Source organism: Kitasatospora sp. NPDC002040, from assembly GCF_040296785.1.
Taxonomy (GTDB): domain Bacteria; phylum Actinomycetota; class Actinomycetes; order Streptomycetales; family Streptomycetaceae; genus Kitasatospora.
Genome location: NZ_JBEOXV010000008.1, coordinates 184063 through 201893 on the forward strand (window position 1 = coordinate 184063; position 17831 = coordinate 201893).

The following is a 17831-nucleotide window of genomic DNA, read 5'->3' on the forward strand; positions in this document are numbered from 1 at the left end:
CCACCCGCTCCGTGCCACCTGGCGCACCTTCCCCGGTGCCGGGCGGTCACTCCTTCCCCAGGCGAGCGGGCGGGGACCACGGGCGGCGTGCGGCGGGTGGTCCGGGATGGACCAGAATGGTCGTCATGAGCACCGACAGCCCGGCCCCCAAGCACGTCCCGGTGATGCTCCAGCGCTGCGTCGACGCGCTGGCCCCGGCGATCACCGCCCCCGGATCGGTGGTGGTGGACGCCACCCTGGGCCTCGGCGGCCACAGCGAGGCGCTGCTCACCCAGTTCCCCGAGGTCCGGCTGGTCGCGGTGGACCGCGACCCGGCCGCGCTGAAGCTCTCCGGCGAGCGGCTGGCCCGGTTCGGCGACCGGGCCACCCTGGTGCACGCGGTCTACGACGAGATCCCCCAGGTGCTGGCCGACCTCGGTATCCCGAAGGCGCAGGGCATCCTGTTCGACCTCGGGGTCTCCTCGATGCAGCTGGACGAGGCCGACCGGGGCTTCGCGTACGCCCAGGACGCACCGCTGGACATGCGGATGGACCAGACCCGCGGGCTGAGCGCGGCCGAGGTGCTGAACACCTACACCCACGGCCAGTTGGCCCGCATCCTCAAGGTCTACGGCGAGGAGCGGTTCGCCGGGAAGATCGCCTCGGTGATCCTGCGCGAGCGCGAGAAGGAACCGTTCAGCAACAGCGCGCGTCTGGTCGATCTGGTGCGCAACGCCATTCCGGCCGCCACCCGGCGCACCGGCGGCAACCCGGCCAAGCGGACCTTCCAGGCGCTGCGGATCGAGGTCAACGGCGAGCTGGAGGTGCTGGACCGGGCGATCCCGGGCGCACTGGACTCGCTCGCGCTCGGCGGCCGGATCGTGGTGATGTCCTACCAGTCGCTGGAGGACCGGCTGGTGAAGCAGTACTTCGCCGCCGCGGCCACCAACACGGCGCCGCCCGGCCTGCCGATCATCCCCGAGGAGCACCAGCCCTGGCTGAAGCTGCTCACCCGCGGTGCCGAGCTGGCCACGGAGGAGGAGATCGAGGAGAACCGGCGCGCCGCGCCCGTACGGCTGCGCGTGGCGGAGAGGATCAGGGAGCCCCGCGGCTAGTCCGGGTCGGCGGGGGAGCGGACGAGGCTAGGGAGAGACGCGGTGCCGGTGGCCGGCGGTGGCCCGACGGGTCGAACACAGCGGGGGCGCGGGGCGCTCCCCGGCCGGGGCGGCAGGGCGAGGATCACGGTACGGCCGGGGCGGGGCTCCGCCCGGGGCCGGACCCCGTTCGCGGTCCTGGTGGTGGCGCTGCTCTCGGGCGGCCTGTTCGGGCTGCTGATGCTCAACACGGCGCTGAACGAGGGCTCCTTCGAGCTCAGCCGGCTGGAGCGGCAGTCCACCGAGCTGACGGACCGCCAGCAGACCCTGCAGGCCGAGATCGACCAGCAGTCGGGGCCCGACGCACTCGAACGGCGGCTGCGCGAGCTGGGCATGGTGCCCGGCGGCGACCTGGCCTTCCTGGAGACCAAGGACGGCTCGGTCAAGGGCAAGCCCGCCGCGGCCGGGGACGACCCGCCGGTGAAGCGCTCGGCCGAGGAGCTCTGGCAGCGGCCCACCCCGAACGCGGCCGGCCCGAACGCGCCCACCCCGAACGCGCCCGCCGCGCCGAGCGGTGACCCGGGCGTCCAGATCAACCCGGCCCCGCCCGCCGCCCAGTCGGCCCCCGCCCCGTCCGCCGGAGGTACGCCGCGATGAGCACGCCCCGCCAGCCCCCGCGCCGCCCCGTCCGTCCGCAGCCGGGCCGCGCCCCCGGGCGCCCGGCCCGCCCGGCCGACCGCCCGCGCGCCCCGCGCCCGCGGGCCGGTGAGCCGCCCCGCCGCCCGGCCCCGCGCCGCCCGCAGCCCGGCCCGCCGCCGGTGCGCACCATCAAGCTCGGCGACCCGCGCCGCCGGCTGCGGCTGGTGACGGTCGCGCTGGCGCTGGTCTTCTCGGTCTTCGCCGGCCGGCTGATCCAGCTCCAGCTGCTCGACTCCGACGCCCTGGCCGCCGCCGCCGGGGCGAACCAGTACACCGAGGCCGTGCTCTCCGCCGACCGGGGCTCGATAACGTCCTCCGACGGCTTCGCGCTGGCCACCACGGTGGACGCGTACGACATCACCGCCGACCCCTCGCTCTACCCGGCCGAGAAGTCCTTCGTACCGGACGCACCCGAGCAGGCCGCCGCGCTGCTGGCGCCGATCCTGAACCGGACCAAGGAGCAGCTCACCGCCGCGCTGCGGACCCCGAAGACCAAGTGGGTGATGCTGGCGCCCCGGCAGAGCCCGGAGACCAAGAAGCAGATCACCGACCTCAAGGCGACGCTGGCCAAGCAGGCCGACACCGCCGTCTGCCGGGCCCAGCGCAAGCTGGTCGGCAAGCCCGCGGAGCAGGGCGGCCGCCCGTCCGTGGACAACGTCTGCGCCAACCCGCTGGCCGGGATCATCTACCAGGACAGCAAGCGCCGGGTCTACCCGGCCGGCGGCCTGGCGGCCAACCTGCTCGGCTACGTGAACGTGGACGGCACCGGTACCGGCGGCCTGGAGAAGCAGTTCCAGGACGAGCTCGCGGGCAAGCCGGGCCGCAGCACGTACGCGCAGGTGAACGGCCGGATGGTGCCGACGGCCGGCGGCAGCCAGCAGTCCCCGGTGGAGGGCACCGACCTGCGGCTCACCGTCGACCGGGACATCCAGTGGGCGGCCCAGCGGGCGATCACCGACCAGGTGGCCAACGCCGGGGCGGAGAAGGGCTACGTGATCGTCCAGGACGTGAAGACCGGTCAGATCCTCGCGATGGCCGCCTCCCCGGGCTTCGACCCGAACGACCTGAGCCGGGCCAAGCCGGAGCAGCTCGGCAACGCGGCGGTCGGCGACGCCTTCGAGCCCGGCTCGACCGCGAAGCTGATGACGATGGCGGCGGTGCTGGACACCGGTACGGCCGCCTGGGACACCTACGTCGAGGTGCCGAACACGCTGCAGCGCTCGGACCGGGTCTTCCACGACGACATCGACCACCCGACCTGGCACCTGACCCTGGCGGGCGTGCTCGCCAAGTCCTCCAACATCGGCACCATCCTGGCGGCCGAGCACCTGGGCAAGAGCCAGCCGGAGTCCAACAAGGTGCTGGCCGACTACCTCGGCCGGTTCGGCATCGGCCAGGCCACCGGGCTCGGCTTCCCCGGCGAGACCAAGGGCATCCTGGCCAAGCCGGAGGCGTGGAACGGCTCGCAGCAGTACACCATCCCGTTCGGCCAGGGCCTGTCGGTGAACGCGCTGCAGGCCACCTCGGTGTTCTCCACCATCGCCAACGGCGGGGTCCGGGTGACGCCGGGCCTGGTCGCGGGCACCACCGGGCCGGACGGCAAGTACCTGCCGGCCGGGCCCGGCAAGGAGACCCGGGTGGTCAAGCCGGAGACCGCGAAGACCCTGACCGAGATGCTGGAGTCGGTGGTCTCGGACGAGCAGGGCACCGGTGCCAAGGCCAAGATCGAGGGCTACCGGGTGGCCGGGAAGACCGGCACGGCCAACCGGGTGGACCCGAAGACCGGCAAGTACAACGGCTACACCGCCTCCTTCATCGGCTTCGCCCCGGCCGACCAGCCCCGGGTCACCGTCTCCTGCGTGATCCAGGACCCGAAGAACGGCCACTTCGGCGGCCAGCTCTGCGGGCCGGTGTTCAAGCAGGTGATGGAGTTCACCCTGAAGACCCTGCGCGTCGCCCCCAGTGGCAGCGAGGCGCCCAACCTCCCCGTCGAGCGGAAGCCCTGATGAACAGCCAGACCCCGCCCCAGCAGTCCGGCCCCGGCAGCGCCCCGCGTGGGGGAACGGGGGAGGTTCCGGGCGAGTCCGGTGCAGATATCGGGTCGCGGCCCGCGTTTGGCTCATCGGGGGGTGCGGCGGATAGCCTTCCGGCCGTGCCGAAACCCGATCAAATCTCCGCCAGCCCGCCCCGACCGACCGGCCCGGCCCCCGTGCCGCTGGCCGAGGCCGCCCGCCTGCTCGGCCTGCCGCCGGTCGAGGGGGCGCCGGTCAGCGGCGTCACCCACGACTCCCGGGCGGTCCGGCCTGGCGATGTGTACGTCGCGTTCCCCGGGGCCAACCACCACGGTGCCAAGTTCGCCGCCCAGGCGGTCGCGCTGGGCGCGGTCGCGGTGCTGACCGACCGGGACGGCGCCGTCCAGGCCGCCGACTGCGGCGCGCCGCTGCTGGTGGTGGAGAGCCCGCGGGCCCGGATGGGCGAGCTGGCCGCAGCGGTCTACGGCCGCCCCAGCGAGAGCCTGCGGATGATCGGTCTGACCGGCACCAACGGGAAGACCACCACCGCCTACCTGGTCGAGGGCGGCCTCAAGGGCGCGGGCCTGACCCCCGGGGTGATCGGCACGGTGGAGATGCGGGTCGGCACCGACCGGATCAAGAGCGAGCGCACCACCCCCGAGTCCACCGACCTGCACGCGATCCTCGCGGTGATGCGCGAGCGCGGCGCCGAGGCCGTGGTGATGGAGGTCTCCAGCCACGCGCTCAGCTACGGCCGGGTGGACGGGGTGGTCTACGACGTCGCGCTGTTCAACAACCTGACGCCGGAACACCTGGACTTCCACCCGGACATGGAGGACTACTTCCGGGCCAAGGCCAAGCTGTTCCAGCCCGACAAGGCCCGGCTCGGCGTGGTCAACCTGGACGACGCGTACGGCCGCCGGCTCTTCGCCGAGGCGCCGATCCCGGTCACCGGCTTCTCCGCCAAGGGCGACCCGGCCGCGCAGTGGCGGGCGCTGGACGTCCGACTCGGCCCGCTCGGCTCGACCTTCACCGTGGTCGGCCCCGACGGGCAGTCGGCCGAGGCGAGCGTGCCGCTGCCCGGCCCGTTCAACGTCGCCAACGCGCTCGGCGCCCTGACCGCGCTGGTCACCGCCGGGGTGCCGCTGGAGCAGGCGGTGGCCGGGGTGGCCGCCGTCCCCGGCGTGCCCGGGCGGCTGGAGCGGGTGGACGCCGGGCAGCCGTACGTCGCCGTGGTCGACTACGCGCACAAGCCGGACGCGCTGCAGGCCGTCCTGGAGTCGCTGCGCGAGGTCACCAAGGGCCGGCTGCACGTGGTGGTCGGCTGCGGCGGCGACCGCGACCCGTACAAGCGCGGGCCGATGGGCGCGATCGCCGCCCGGCTCGCCGACACCGCGGTGCTCACCAGCGACAACCCGCGCTCCGAGGACGCCCTGGCGATCCTCGCCACCATGCTGACCGGCGCCACCGGGGTGCCGGAGGCCGAGCGCGGCGAGGTGCTGGTGGTGCCGGACCGGGCCGAGGCGATCGCCGACGCCGTGAAGCACGCGCACGCCGGGGACACCGTCCTGGTCGCGGGCAAGGGCCATGAGTTGGGCCAGTACGTCCGGGGCGAGGTCCGGCCCTTCGACGACCGGCAGGTACTGCGCGAGGCGATCGAGCACCGCGTCAGCCGAGGAGTAGTGGAGCAGCCGTGATCGCACTGACCCTTGCCGAGGTGGCCGAGGCCGTCGGCGGCACCCTGCACAACGCCGACCCGGCGGCCCTGGTCACCGGACCGGTCGAGCACGACTCGCGGAAGGCCGCCCCCGGCGGCCTGTACGTGGCGATCGTGGGCGAGCGGGTGGACGGCCACGACTTCGCCGGTCAGGCGCTGGCCGCCGGCGCGGTCGCGGTGCTGGCGACCCGTCAGCTGGACCTGCCCACCGTGCTGGTGGCCGACGTGCAGACCGCGCTCGGGCAGCTGGCCCGGGCCGTGGTCCGGCGCTCCGAGGCCGAGGTGGTGGCGCTCACCGGCTCGGCCGGCAAGACCAGCACCAAGGACCTGATCGCCCAACTGCTGCGCCACCGCGGCGAGACGGTCTTCCCGCCCGGCTCGATGAACAACGAGATCGGCCACCCGATGACCGCGCTGCGGGTCGAACCGACCACGAAGCACCTGGTGCTGGAGATGGGCGCCCGGCACAAGGGCGACATCGCCTACCTGGCCGAGATCACCCCGCCCACCGTCGGCCTGGTGCTGAACATCGGCACCGCGCACCTCGGCGAGTTCGGCTCCAAGGCCGGGATCGCCGAGGCCAAGGGCGAGTTGGTGGAGGCGCTGACCAGCGACGGGATCGCGATCCTGAACGCCGACGACCCGCTGGTGCGGGCGATGGCCTCGCGCACCAAGGCCCGGGTGCTGTACTTCGGCGAGAGCCCGGGCGCCGACGTCCGGGCCACCGGAGTTCGCCTGGACGACGCCGGACGGCCACAGTTCACGCTCACCACCCCGGCCGGTTCCGCACCGGTACGGCTGCGCCTGTACGGTGAGCACCACGTTTCGAACGCCCTCGCCGCCGCTGCGGTGGCGGTGGCGCTCGGCATGTCCGTCGACGACACCGCCGCCGCACTCGGCGAGGCGGAAGCGCTGTCCCGCTGGCGCATGGAGGTCGTCGAACGGGCCGACGGCGTCACCGTGGTCAACGACGCCTACAACGCGAACCCGGAGTCCGTGCGGGCCGCGCTGCGGGCGCTGGTGTCGATGGGGGGCCGCGGTCCGGAGCGCCGCCGTACCTTCGCGGTGCTCGGTGAGATGCGGGAGCTCGGCGAGGACAGCCTCACCGAGCACGACGCCATCGGGCGGCTCGCGGTCCGACTGGACGTCACCAGGCTGGTGGCGGTCGGCGGACGCGACGCGGCCTGCATGGAACTGGGCGCGAGGAACGAAGGTTCGTGGGGTGAGGAGTCGGTGCTGGTGTCCGACGCGGACGCGGCGGTCGAGCTGCTGCGCAGTGAGCTGCGGCCAGGGGACGTGGTGCTGGTGAAGGCATCCCGTTCGGTTGGCCTGGAGCGGGTGGCCGAGGCGCTGCTGGCCGATGGAGCCGCGAAGTGAAGCAGATTCTCTTCTCCGGGATGATCGGGCTGGTGCTGACCCTGCTCGGCACCCCGGCCCTGATCCGGCTGCTGGCCAAGCACGGCTACGGCCAGATGATCCGCGACGACGGCCCGAAGGCGCACGCCAGCAAGCGCGGTACGCCCACCATGGGTGGTATCGCCTTCATCCTGGCCACCCTGATCGCCTACGCCGCGACCAAGGTGATAACGGGTGAGAAGCCCACCGCCTCCGGGCTGTTGGTGCTCTTCCTGACCGCCGGTCTCGGCCTGGTCGGCTTCCTGGACGACTACATCAAGGTGGTCAAGCAGCGCTCCCTCGGCCTGCGGGCCAAGGCCAAGCTGCTCGGCCAGTCCTTCGTCGGCCTGACCTTCGCGATCCTGGCGCTCCAGTTCAAGGACGACCGGGGGCTGTCCCCGGCCTCCACCAGCCTCTCCTTCGTCCAGGACTTCAGCTGGTCGATCGGCCCGGTGCTGTTCGTGATCTGGGCCTACTTCATGATCGCCGCGATGTCGAACGGCGTGAACCTCACCGACGGTCTGGACGGCCTGGCCACCGGTGCCTCGGTGATGGTGTTCGGCGCCTACGTCTTCATCGGCGTCTGGCAGTACGGCCAGACCTGCGCCTCGATGGCCACCGCCACCGCCAGCTGCTACGACGTCCGGGACCCGCTCGACCTGGCGGTGATCGCCTCGGCGCTGATGGGCTCCTGCTTCGGCTTCCTGTGGTGGAACACCTCGCCCGCCAAGATCTTCATGGGCGACACCGGCTCGCTCGCGCTCGGCGGCGCGCTGGCCGGCCTGGCGATCTGCTCGCGCACCGAGATGCTGCTGGCGCTGCTCGGCGGCCTGTTCGTGATCATCACCCTGTCGGTGGTGATCCAGGTCGGCTCGTTCCGGATGACCGGCAAGCGGGTCTTCAAGATGGCACCGCTGCAGCACCACTTCGAACTCAAGGGGTGGAGCGAGGTCCTGATCGTGGTCCGGTTCTGGATCATCCAGGGCCTGTGCGTCGCGGTCGGCCTCGGCCTGTTCTACGCGGGCTGGGTGACGGGGTGACGGATTTCGCGGACCTCCCGGTCGTGGTGGCCGGCCTCGGCGTCTCGGGCATCTCCGCCGCCCGGGTGCTGCGCGACCTGGGCGCGGTCGTCACGGTCGTGGACGGCGGCGACGGCGAGGGCCTGCGGAAGCGGGCCGCCGAACTGGACGGCGTGACCGTCCGGCTCGGGGACGGCGCCACCCTGCCCGAGGGCACCCGACTGATCGTCACCTCGCCCGGCTGGCCGCCGAACAGCCCGCTGTTCCTGGCCGCCGAGCAGGCCGGCGTCCCGGTCTGGGGCGACGTCGAACTCGCCTGGCACCTGCGCCGGCCGCTGGCCGCCACCGGCGAGCCGGCCCCCTGGCTGGCCGTCACCGGCACCAACGGCAAGACCACCACGGTCCAGATGCTCGCCTCGATCCTGACCGCCGCCGGACGGCGCACCGCCGCCGTCGGCAACGTCGGGGTCTCGGTGCTGGACGCGGTGCTGGCCGAGGAGCCGTACGACGTGCTCGCGGTGGAGCTCTCCAGCTACCAGCTGCACTGGGCGCCCTCGCTGCGCCCGCACTCGGCCGCCGTGCTCAACCTGGCGCCGGACCACCTGGACTGGCACGGCTCGATGGAGGCGTACGCCGCAGACAAGGGCCGGATCTACCAGGGCAACCAGGTCGCCTGCGTGTACAACCTGGCCGACCCGGCCACCGAGGCGCTGGTGGTCGAGGCCGACGTCGAGGAGGGCTGCCGGGCGATCGGCTTCGGCCTCGGCGCCCCCGGCCTGTCCCAGTTCGGCGTGGTGGACGGGCTGTTGGTGGACCGGGCGTTCGTCCCGGACCGGCAGAAGAACGCGGCCGAGATCGGCGCGGTCGAGGACGTCCACCCGCCGGCCCCGCACAACATCGCCAACGCCCTGGCGGCGGCGGCGCTGGCGCGGGCGTACGGGGTGGACACCAAGGCCGTCCGGGAGGGCCTGCGGGCGTTCCGCCCGGACGCGCACCGGATCGCCGAGGTCGCGGTGGTCGGCGAGGTGACCTGGATCGACGACTCCAAGGCCACCAACACCCATGCCGCGGCAGCCTCGTTGGCGGCCTACGAGTCGATCGTCTGGGTGGCCGGCGGCCTGGCCAAGGGCGCGACCTTCGACGAGCTGGTGCAGGGCGCGGCGAAGCGGCTGCGGGCCGCCGTGCTGATCGGTGCCGACCGGGCGCTGATCAGGGAGGCGCTGGCGCGACACGCCCCGGATGTTCCGGTGATCGAGGCCGCCGAGGGTGAGACTGGCGCGGTGGCGATGACCGAGGCGGTCCGGGTGGCCGCGGGGCTGGCCCGGCCGGGGGACACGGTCCTGCTGGCACCGGCCTGCGCCTCGATGGACATGTTCGTCAACTACGGCCAGCGCGGCGACTTCTTCGCCGAGGCGGTCCGGGCGCTGTAACGACAGACACGACGGGGGAGCTGTGTGATGGCCGGTCAGGAAACGGCTGGGCCGGAGCGCAGCTCCTCCAGGTTCCAGGTGATCTCGGCGAGCACCACCACGTTCAAGGCGGCCGACCCGGTCACCCGGCTGCGGGCCTTCCGGGCCCGGGTGGGCTACCTGCTGGACCGGCCGCTGACCCCGTACTACCTGATCCTGGGCTCGGCACTGCTGCTGGTGGTGCTCGGCCTCGGGATGGTCTTCTCCTCCTCGCAGATCCTGGCCAAGCGCTGGGACCTGCCGATGACGTTCTTCTTCCGCAAGCAGCTGGTCGCGGTGGTGCTCGGGCTCGGCCTGCTGGTGCTGTTCGCCCGCACGCCGCTCAAGCTGCTGCGGGCGGTGGTCTACCCGGTCCTGTTCGGGGTGCTGGGCGCCCTGGTGCTGGTGGCCGTGCCCGGCATCGGCAAGGACGTCGGCGGCAACCGGAACTGGCTGGACCTCGGCTTCTTCCAGGTCCAGCCGTCCGAGTTCGCCAAGCTGGCGCTGGTGCTCTGGGCGGCCGACCTGCTGGCCAGGAAGCAGAAGACCAGGACGCTGGACCAGTGGAAGCACCTGCTGGTCCCGCTGGTGCCGGGCACCCTGCTGCTGATGCTGCTGATCATGCTCGGCGGGGACATGGGCACCACGATGATCCTGATCGCGATGCTGTTCGGCCTGCTCTGGATGGTCGGCGCCCCGCTGCGGCTGTTCGCCGCCGTGCTGGGCATCGCCGTGGTGGCCTGCACCGCGCTGATCATCACGGTGCCGCACCGGCTGGACCGGCTGGCCTGCATCGGGGTCACCAAGCCGGACCCGAACGTCAACTGCTTCCAGGCGCTGCACGGCCTGTACGCCTTCGCGGCGGGCGGCCCGTTCGGCTCCGGCTTCGGCGCCGGGGTCGAGAAGTGGGGACAACTTCCGGAGGCGCACACCGACTTCATCTTCGCCGCACTGGGCGAGGAACTCGGTCTGGTGGGGACGCTGTCGGTACTCGGTCTCTTCGCGGCACTAGGCTACGCGGGTATCCGTGTGGCCAGCAGTACGAAGGATCCCTTCGTCAGGTACGCCGCGGGAGCAGCCACCACCTGGATCATGGCGCAGGCCATGGTCAACCTGGGGTCGGCACTGGGACTTCTGCCCATCGCGGGCGTCCCGCTCCCGCTGTTCTCCTACGGGGGGTCGGCGATGCTGTCGGCCATGTCCGCCGTCGGGGTGCTGCTGTGCTTCGCACGCAGCTCGCCGGCGGCGAAGGCGGCCCTGGCCGCCCGGAGTTCTCAGTGCCGGTTCAGGACTCGCCTGTCCCGGGTGCTGCCACGACGAACCACAGCGCGCGGGGCCGGCAAGGCGTCGCGCAGGGAGCGGTGAATTTCGGTGCATGTCGTACTCGCAGGCGGCGGAACCGCCGGGCACATCGAGCCGGCCATGGCGCTCGCGGACGCGCTCCGCAGGCACGACCCGTCGATCGGCATCACCGCCCTCGGTACCGAGCGGGGTCTGGAGACCCGGCTGGTGCCCGAGCGCGGCTACCAGCTGGAGCTGATCCCGGCCGTCCCGCTGCCCCGTAAGCCCACCCCCGAACTGATCACGGTTCCGGGCCGGCTGCGCGGCACGGTCCGGGCGGCCCAGGCGATCATCGAGCGGGTCAAGGCGGACGCGGTGGTCGGCTTCGGCGGCTACGTCGCGATGCCCGCCTACCTGGCCGCCAAGCGCGCCGGGGTCCCGATCGTGGTGCACGAGGCCAACGCCAGGCCCGGCCTGGCCAACAAGATCGGCGCCCGGTACAGCGACTTCGTCGCGGTCTCCACGCCCGACTCCAAGCTGCGCGACTCCCGGTACATCGGCATCCCGCTGCGCCGGACCATCGCCACCCTGGACCGGAACGCGGTCCGGCCGGAGGCGCGGGCCTACTTCGGGCTCGACCAGCGGCTGCCCACGCTGCTGGTCTCCGGCGGTTCGCAGGGCGCCCGGCGGCTCAACGAGGTCGTCCAGGCCATCGCGCCCCGGCTGCAGCAGTACGGCGTGCAGATCCTGCACGCGGTCGGCCCGAAGAACGAGCTGCCGTTCATCGACGACATCCCCGGGATGCCGCCGTACCGCGCGGTGCCGTACGTGGACCGGATGGACCTCGCCTACGCCGCCGCTGACCTGATGCTCTGCCGGGCCGGGGCGATGACGGTGGCCGAGCTGGCCGCGGTCGGGCTGCCGGCGGCCTTCGTGCCGCTGCCGATCGGCAACGGCGAGCAGCGGCTGAACGCCCAGCCGATGGTGAAGGCGGGCGGCGGCCTGCTGGTCGACGACGCCGAGCTGACCCCGGACTGGGTGCTGCAGAACGTGCTGCCGGTGCTGACCAACCCGCAGAAGCTGTGGGACATGAGCCGGGCGGCGGCCGAGTTCGGCCGCCGGGACGCGGACGATCTGCTGGTCGGGATGGTGTACGAGGCGATCGAAGCGGCCAGAGGTGGTCGCCGCCGTGGCTGAGACGCCCGTCCTCGCGGACCCGGTGGACGTGGACGAGGAGGAGGCCGAGGAGGAGTACGCTCCCCGGCTCCGCCTCTCCCGCCGCGGGATCGTGGTGCTGAGCGCGCTCGGGGCCCTGCTCCTGGGCGCGCTCGGCTGGCTGGTGTTCCTCTCCTCGGTGCTGGACGTCCGGGTGGTCGCCGTCCAGGGGCTGACCGGCGACAAACTGACGGCGCACCAGGTGACGGACGCACTGGGCGGCGGCCAGCACGGGCCGCTGGCCCGGGTCGACCTGGACGAGGCCGAGCGCCGGGTGCAGGCGCTGCCCCGGGTGGCCAGGGCCGAGGTCTGGCGCGGCTGGCCGCACACCCTGCGGATCAAGGTGGTGGAGCGCCGCGCGGTGGCCGCCGTCAGGACCGAGGACGGGAAGTACACCCAGGTCGACGCGGCCGGCTTCGGCTTCGCGACCGAGGACGAACCGCCGACCGGGGTGCCGGTGGTGGAGCTGGCACTCAGTCAGCAGGCGAACGACGCCTTGCCGGTGTTCGGGAAGCCGGAGCTGGTGCGGGCCGCCGTGACGGTGGCGGCGGGCCTGCCGCGGGAGGTGGCCAAGCAGGTCGGGGCGGTCCGGGTGCACAGCTACGACGACATCCAACTGCAGCTCGCCGACGGTGTGGTGGTGCGCTGGGGGAGCGCGGAGCGGACCGAGCGCAAGGCCCAGGTACTGGCCGCATTGCTGCCCCGGAAGGCGAAGATCTACGACGTCAGCGCGCCCGACGCCCCCGGTATCGGCGGATGATGGCCCGGCGTGTCGGGAAGATCCGGTAAGTTCTCTTCCCGAGGGCGGTGTTGACGGACCGGTGGCTCCGCCCCGAACCTTGGTGGTCACCCCGGTTTCACCGGGTGATGGATGATCACATAGGCTCAAAAGAAAAACGGGAAGCTCGGCGTGTTCGTTGAACACAGATGAGTTGCCACCTAGTGTCCTGTGTCACCGGGCTGTGTCCCACGGTGATGTGATGCAGGCACAGCCACAACCCTAAAGGTCAAGTTTAGGGTTCGGGTCGGTGGTCGGAATTTCGGACATACAGTCAGGAAATACCCGGGCTCCCCACCCATCGACATCCGTCGGCCCTCACAAACGGGGGGAAGCCGACCCGGAATCTCGAGGCGAGAGGCCTTCGACGTGGCAGCACCGCAGAACTACCTCGCAGTCATCAAGGTCGTCGGTATCGGCGGCGGTGGTGTGAACGCCATCAACCGGATGATCGAGGTCGGTCTCAAGGGCGTCGAGTTCATCGCGATCAACACCGATGCGCAGGCCCTCCTGATGAGCGACGCCGACGTCAAGCTCGACGTGGGCCGTGAACTCACCCGGGGCCTCGGCGCCGGGGCCAACCCCGAGGTCGGCCGGAAGGCCGCCGAGGACCACCGCGAGGAGATCGAGGAGGTCCTCAAGGGGGCCGACATGGTCTTCGTGACGGCCGGCGAGGGCGGTGGCACCGGTACCGGTGGCGCCCCCGTGGTGGCGAACATCGCCCGCTCGCTCGGCGCCCTCACCATCGGCGTGGTCACCCGGCCGTTCACCTTCGAGGGCCGCCGCCGGGCGAACCAGGCCGAGGACGGCATCGCCGGGCTGCGCGAGGAGGTCGACACCCTCATCGTGATCCCGAACGACCGGCTGCTCTCCATCTCCGACCGCCAGGTCAGCGTGCTGGACGCGTTCCGCTCCGCCGACCAGGTGCTGCTCTCCGGCGTGCAGGGCATCACCGATCTGATCACCACCCCGGGCCTGATCAACCTCGACTTCGCCGACGTCAAGTCGGTCATGTCGGACGCCGGTTCGGCCCTGATGGGGATCGGCTCGGCCCGTGGCGAGGACCGCGCCAAGGCGGCGGCCGTGATGGCCATCTCCTCGCCGCTGCTGGAGGCGTCCATCGACGGCGCCCGCGGCGTGCTGCTCTCCATCTCCGGCGGCTCCGACCTCGGCCTGTTCGAGATCAACGAGTCGGCCCAGCTGGTCAGCGAGGCGGCGCACCCCGAGGCGAACATCATCTTCGGCGCGGTGATCGACGACGCGCTCGGCGACGAGGTCCGGGTCACCGTGATCGCGGCCGGGTTCGACGGCGGCCAGCCGCCCGCCATCGTCCGCGACCCGGTGGTGAAGTCCACGCCGGCCGCCGGTGGTTCGACCCCGGAGCGCCCGGCGGGCCGCCCGTCCTACGGCAGCATCGGTTCGGTGACGGACCGTCCGAAGGACAACGAGGGCACCACCACCACCGCTCCGCCGGTCCCCCCGCAGGTGCAGCCGGTCCGGCAGCCGCTGCTGGAGAACCCGGCCGAGGAGCTCGACGTACCGGACTTCCTGAAGTAACCGACCGCACCGATGCCCACCGTGTCCCCGTTCCGGACGGGAACACGGTGGGCATCGTGCGGTCCTGGGTGCGATTATCTGGTTTTCTCTGGCCGACACCTGGTGGGGCGACTGTGACTGACTTGTACGGACCTGAGCCGGGCGGCCCGGCGTTCCTGGCCGGGCTGACCGAGGGTCAGCGCGCCAGGTACGAGGAGCTGGGCGCCAACCTCGAGGTGGTGGAGCGCCGGATCGCGAACGCCTGCGCGGCGGCCGGACGGGCCCGGGACGAGGTCAGGCTGGTGGTGGTCACCAAGACCTACCCGGCCGAGGACACCGCCCTGCTGGCCGCCCTCGGCGTCACCGACGTGGCGGAGAACCGGGACCAGGACGCCGGGCCCAAGGCCGAGCTCTGCCGCGAACTGCCGCTGGACTGGCACTTCGTGGGCCAGCTGCAGACCAACAAGGTCCGCTCGGTGGTGCGCTACGCCAACCACGTGCACTCGGTGGACCGGCTCCGGCTGGTGCAGTCGCTGGCCGCCGCGGTGGCCAACGCCGGGCGCCCGCCGCTCGGCTGCCTGGTCCAGGTCGCCCTGGACAAGGAGGCCGGCGAGGGGGAGGGCCGGGCCGGGGTGGCGCCCGACGAGGTGGCCGCACTGGCCGACGCGATCGCCGACACGCCCGGGCTGCGGATGGCCGGTGTGATGACCGTCGCTCCGCTGGCGGGGCCGCTGGCCGGCGATCCGGCGAAGGCGTTCGAGCGGCTGGCGGAAATCGCAACCGGCCTACGGGCGAGCCATCCGACTGCCACGATGGTCTCGGCAGGGATGAGCGGTGACCTGGAGCAGGCAGTGGCCGCCGGAGCGACACATGTGCGCGTCGGTACGGCGGTGCTCGGAGTGCGGTCAACGCTCCGGTAACGTCACCGGGTAGTAGATCAGACTGCAGGACAAAACAGGACAGAACCTAGCAGCTGACTACAGCGCTAGCGAACCGTGGATCGATCGAAATCCGCAGCCACCCCCACTCTATGACGGAGCGTCGGGTGCCGTGCGGAATCCGCAGGCGAAGCCGGTGGCGATCCACCACAGAGCGGAGGAGACAGGAGCATGGCCGGCGCAATGCGCAAGATGGCGGTCTACCTCGGCCTCGTGGAGGACGAGACGTACGACGGCCAGGGTTACGACCCCGACGACGACTACGACACGGACCCCGAGCCGATCCGGACCGGACGGACCGAGGGCCTGGAGCGCCCGGTCGCGGCACCCGCCGCGCCGGCGCCGGTCGCCCACATCGCGCCCCAACCCGTCCCGGCCGCCGTGCCGATCCGGCAGGAGCAGCCGCGGATGGCCCCAGTGTCGTCCATCACACCCGACCGCCGCCAAAACCTGGAGAAGAGCACCCCGGTGATCATGCCCAAGGTCGTCAACGAACGAGAGCCCTACCGCATCACCACGCTGCACCCGAGGACCTACAACGAGGCCCGTACCATCGGGGAACAGTTCCGTGGCGGCACCCCGGTGATCATGAATCTGACCGAGATGGACGACACGGATGCGAAGCGGCTCGTAGACTTCGCCGCTGGACTCGTCTTCGGTCTGCACGGCAGTATCGAGCGAGTGACACAGAAGGTGTTCCTGCTGTCGCCTGCTAACGTCGATGTAACGGCGGAGGACAAGGCTCGGATCGCCGAGGGTGGGTTCTTCAACCAGAGCTGACCCGACCACGACTTCTCGGTGGATCTCGTGGCAGTAGTACGTGACTGACGGTTTGTCCGGTTCGACCGGGGATGGGACAGGGAGACGCGATGGGGATCGTGCGGGGAGTGCTCTTCTATGCGCTGAGTGCCTTCCTGTTGGTCCTGCTCTTCCGTCTTGTCATGGACTGGGTCTTCCAGTTCGCCCGCTCGTGGCGTCCGGGGAAGGCCATGGTCGTGGTGCTGGAGGCCACGTACACTGTCACCGATCCGCCGCTCAAGCTTCTTCGGCGATTCATTCCGCCGTTGCGTTTCGGGGGCGTGGCGCTCGACCTGTCCTTCTTCGTACTGATGATCATTGTGTTTGTCCTGAGATCGCTCGTGCTGACTCTGCCGTCTTGAGCGCTGCGACAGGATGCCGGTGTGCCGACGATCACGTTGAGGTGAAGAGATGTCACTGTCCCCCGAGGACGTTCGGAACAAGCAGTTCACGACCGTCCGGCTGCGTGAAGGCTATGACGAGGACGAGGTCGATGCCTTCCTCGACGAGGTCGAGGCCGAGCTGACCCGACTCCTGCGCGAGAACGAGGACCTGCGGGCCAAGCTCGCCGCGGCCACTCGTGCCGCCGCGCAGAACCAGGCCAACATGCGCAAGGAGCAGCAGCCGCAGGACGGCCGCCAGGGCGCTCCTGTCCCCGCCGCCATATCCGGCCCGCCGGTTCCCGGCCAGGGCCAGATGCAGCAGGGCCCCGGCCAGCAGCAGATGCAGCAGCAGATGGGCAACCAGCCCCTCGGCCTGCCGTCCGGTGCGCCGCAGCTCCCGTCCGGTCAGGGTGGCCCGATGGGCCAGCCGATGGGCGGCCAGCAGCAGATGCAGCCCATGCAGCAGCAGCCGATGCAGCAGCAGATGGGCCAGACCATGGGCGGCCAGCAGCAGCTGGTGCAGCCGATGGGCGGCCAGATGCTGCAGCCGATGGGCCAGCAGCAGATGGGCCAGACCATGGGCGGCCAGCTGCAGCCGATGGGCGGCCCGATGGGCCAGCAGCTGGGCGGTCCGCTCGGCGGCCCGATGCAGCAGCAGCCGCAGCAGGCTCCCGGTGGCGACAGCGCCGCCCGGGTGCTCGCGCTCGCCCAGCAGACCGCCGACCAGGCGATCTCCGAGGCGCGGTCCGAGGCCAACAAGATCGTCGGGGAGGCGCGCAGCCGGGCCGAGGGTCTGGAGCGGGACGCCCGTGCCAAGGCCGACGCCCTGGAGCGGGACGCGCAGGAGAAGCACCGGGTCGCGATGGGCTCGCTCGAGTCCGCCCGCGCCACGCTGGAGCGCAAGGTCGAGGACCTGCGCGCCTTCGAGCGCGAGTACCGCACCCGCCTGAAGTCCTACCTGGAGACCCAGCTGCGCCAGCTGGAGTCGCAGGCGGACGACTCGCTCGCCCCGCCGCGGATCCCGGCCACCGCCTCGCTGCCGCCGGCCGGTGCCTCGGCGATGAGCAGCCAGCCGTCCTTCGGCGGGCAGTCCTCCTTCGCCGGTGCGGGCCAGCCGTCCTTCGGCGGCCAGTCCTCCTTCGGCGGCGGCAACGGTCAGCCCTCCTTCGGCGGCCAGCCGAACGGTGCTCCGAGCGGTGCCTCGCAGATGGCGCCGGCCGGGATGACCCAGCCGATGGCGGCCGTCCGGCCGCAGCCCCCGCAGCCGATGCAGCAGGCCCCCGCTCCGATGCGCGGCTTCCTGATCGACGAGGACGGCGACAACTAAAGCGGTAACCATCGAGGGCGCCCCTGCCGTGACGAATCGTCACCGCGGGGGCGCCCTCGTTTTTTGGCACGTGGCCCGGCAGACAGGGGCTCGGGGCCCTGCTGATGTGCGGCTCCGCCGCGTGGGCGACGCCGACCTCGTACAAGGTCACCCGTGCTGCATGGCTTTCGCCTTTGACCCGCACGCCAGGTGGCGTCGCCGTTCCCCGAGCC

The 17831-nt window shown here is 71.8% G+C and carries 15 protein-coding genes; all 15 read left to right on the plus strand.

Going from position 1 to position 17831, the window contains the following annotated elements; all coding sequences use genetic code 11:
* The first annotated feature begins 125 nt into the window (after positions 1-125).
* The 15 genes from rsmH (at position 126) to ABT118_RS20180 (ending at position 17619) form a co-directional block, all read left to right on the plus strand.
* Entirely contained in the window at positions 126-1094 is a 969-nt protein-coding gene (gene rsmH, locus ABT118_RS20110) for a 16S rRNA (cytosine(1402)-N(4))-methyltransferase RsmH (RefSeq protein WP_350670218.1), read from the plus strand.
* 183 nt (positions 1095-1277) lie between these two features.
* Positions 1278-1730 (plus strand): cell division protein FtsL, encoded by a 453-nt coding sequence (gene ftsL, locus ABT118_RS20115; protein WP_350670220.1) that lies wholly within the window; start codon positions 1278-1280, stop codon positions 1728-1730.
* Positions 1727-3778 carry a peptidoglycan D,D-transpeptidase FtsI family protein gene (locus tag ABT118_RS20120; protein WP_350670223.1) on the plus strand — a complete coding sequence of 684 codons (2052 nt, stop codon included), beginning with the start codon at positions 1727-1729 and terminating at the stop codon, positions 3776-3778. Before ftsL ends, ABT118_RS20120 begins: the two co-directional genes overlap by 4 nt.
* A 146-nt stretch (positions 3779-3924) precedes the next feature.
* On the plus strand, positions 3925-5481 hold the full coding sequence (locus tag ABT118_RS20125) for a UDP-N-acetylmuramoyl-L-alanyl-D-glutamate--2,6-diaminopimelate ligase (RefSeq protein ID WP_350670224.1): 1557 nt from the start codon (positions 3925-3927) through the stop codon (positions 5479-5481).
* Entirely contained in the window at positions 5478-6878 is a 1401-nt protein-coding gene (locus ABT118_RS20130) for a UDP-N-acetylmuramoyl-tripeptide--D-alanyl-D-alanine ligase (protein ID WP_350670227.1), read from the plus strand. The genes ABT118_RS20125 and ABT118_RS20130 overlap by 4 nt, the downstream gene beginning before the upstream one ends.
* Complete coding sequence (mraY, locus tag ABT118_RS20135) at positions 6875-7936, plus strand: phospho-N-acetylmuramoyl-pentapeptide-transferase (RefSeq protein ID WP_350670230.1); 1062 nt, start codon at positions 6875-6877, stop codon at positions 7934-7936. Before ABT118_RS20130 ends, mraY begins: the two co-directional genes overlap by 4 nt.
* Complete coding sequence (murD, locus tag ABT118_RS20140) at positions 7933-9345, plus strand: UDP-N-acetylmuramoyl-L-alanine--D-glutamate ligase (protein WP_350670233.1); 1413 nt, start codon at positions 7933-7935, stop codon at positions 9343-9345. Before mraY ends, murD begins: the two co-directional genes overlap by 4 nt.
* Positions 9346-9372: 27 nt before the next feature.
* Positions 9373-10728, plus strand: coding sequence for a putative lipid II flippase FtsW (gene ftsW / locus ABT118_RS20145; protein WP_350670236.1), 1356 nt, complete (start codon positions 9373-9375; stop codon positions 10726-10728).
* A 6-nt stretch (positions 10729-10734) separates the two neighbouring features.
* Entirely contained in the window at positions 10735-11841 is a 1107-nt protein-coding gene (gene murG / locus ABT118_RS20150; RefSeq protein ID WP_350670239.1) for an undecaprenyldiphospho-muramoylpentapeptide beta-N-acetylglucosaminyltransferase, read from the plus strand.
* Entirely contained in the window at positions 11834-12619 is a 786-nt protein-coding gene (locus tag ABT118_RS20155) for a cell division protein FtsQ/DivIB (RefSeq protein WP_350670241.1), read from the plus strand. Before murG ends, ABT118_RS20155 begins: the two co-directional genes overlap by 8 nt.
* A gap of 387 nt (positions 12620-13006) precedes the next feature.
* Entirely contained in the window at positions 13007-14194 is a 1188-nt protein-coding gene (ftsZ, locus tag ABT118_RS20160) for a cell division protein FtsZ (RefSeq protein WP_350670247.1), read from the plus strand.
* A gap of 155 nt (positions 14195-14349) precedes the next feature.
* Entirely contained in the window at positions 14350-15093 is a 744-nt protein-coding gene (locus ABT118_RS20165) for a YggS family pyridoxal phosphate-dependent enzyme (protein WP_502884610.1), read from the plus strand.
* Positions 15094-15282: 189 nt separating this feature from the next.
* Positions 15283-15891: a cell division protein SepF gene (locus ABT118_RS20170; RefSeq protein WP_350670250.1), complete on the plus strand. Its 609-nt coding sequence runs from the start codon at positions 15283-15285 to the stop codon at positions 15889-15891.
* Between the two features lie 89 nt (positions 15892-15980).
* The gene (locus ABT118_RS20175; protein ID WP_057233071.1) at positions 15981-16271 is read left to right on the plus strand and encodes a YggT family protein; all 291 of its coding nucleotides are present in this window, start codon (positions 15981-15983) and stop codon (positions 16269-16271) included.
* 49 nt (positions 16272-16320) lie between these two features.
* Complete coding sequence (locus ABT118_RS20180; RefSeq protein ID WP_350670253.1) at positions 16321-17619, plus strand: DivIVA domain-containing protein; 1299 nt, start codon at positions 16321-16323, stop codon at positions 17617-17619.
* Positions 17620-17831 lie beyond the last annotated feature (212 nt).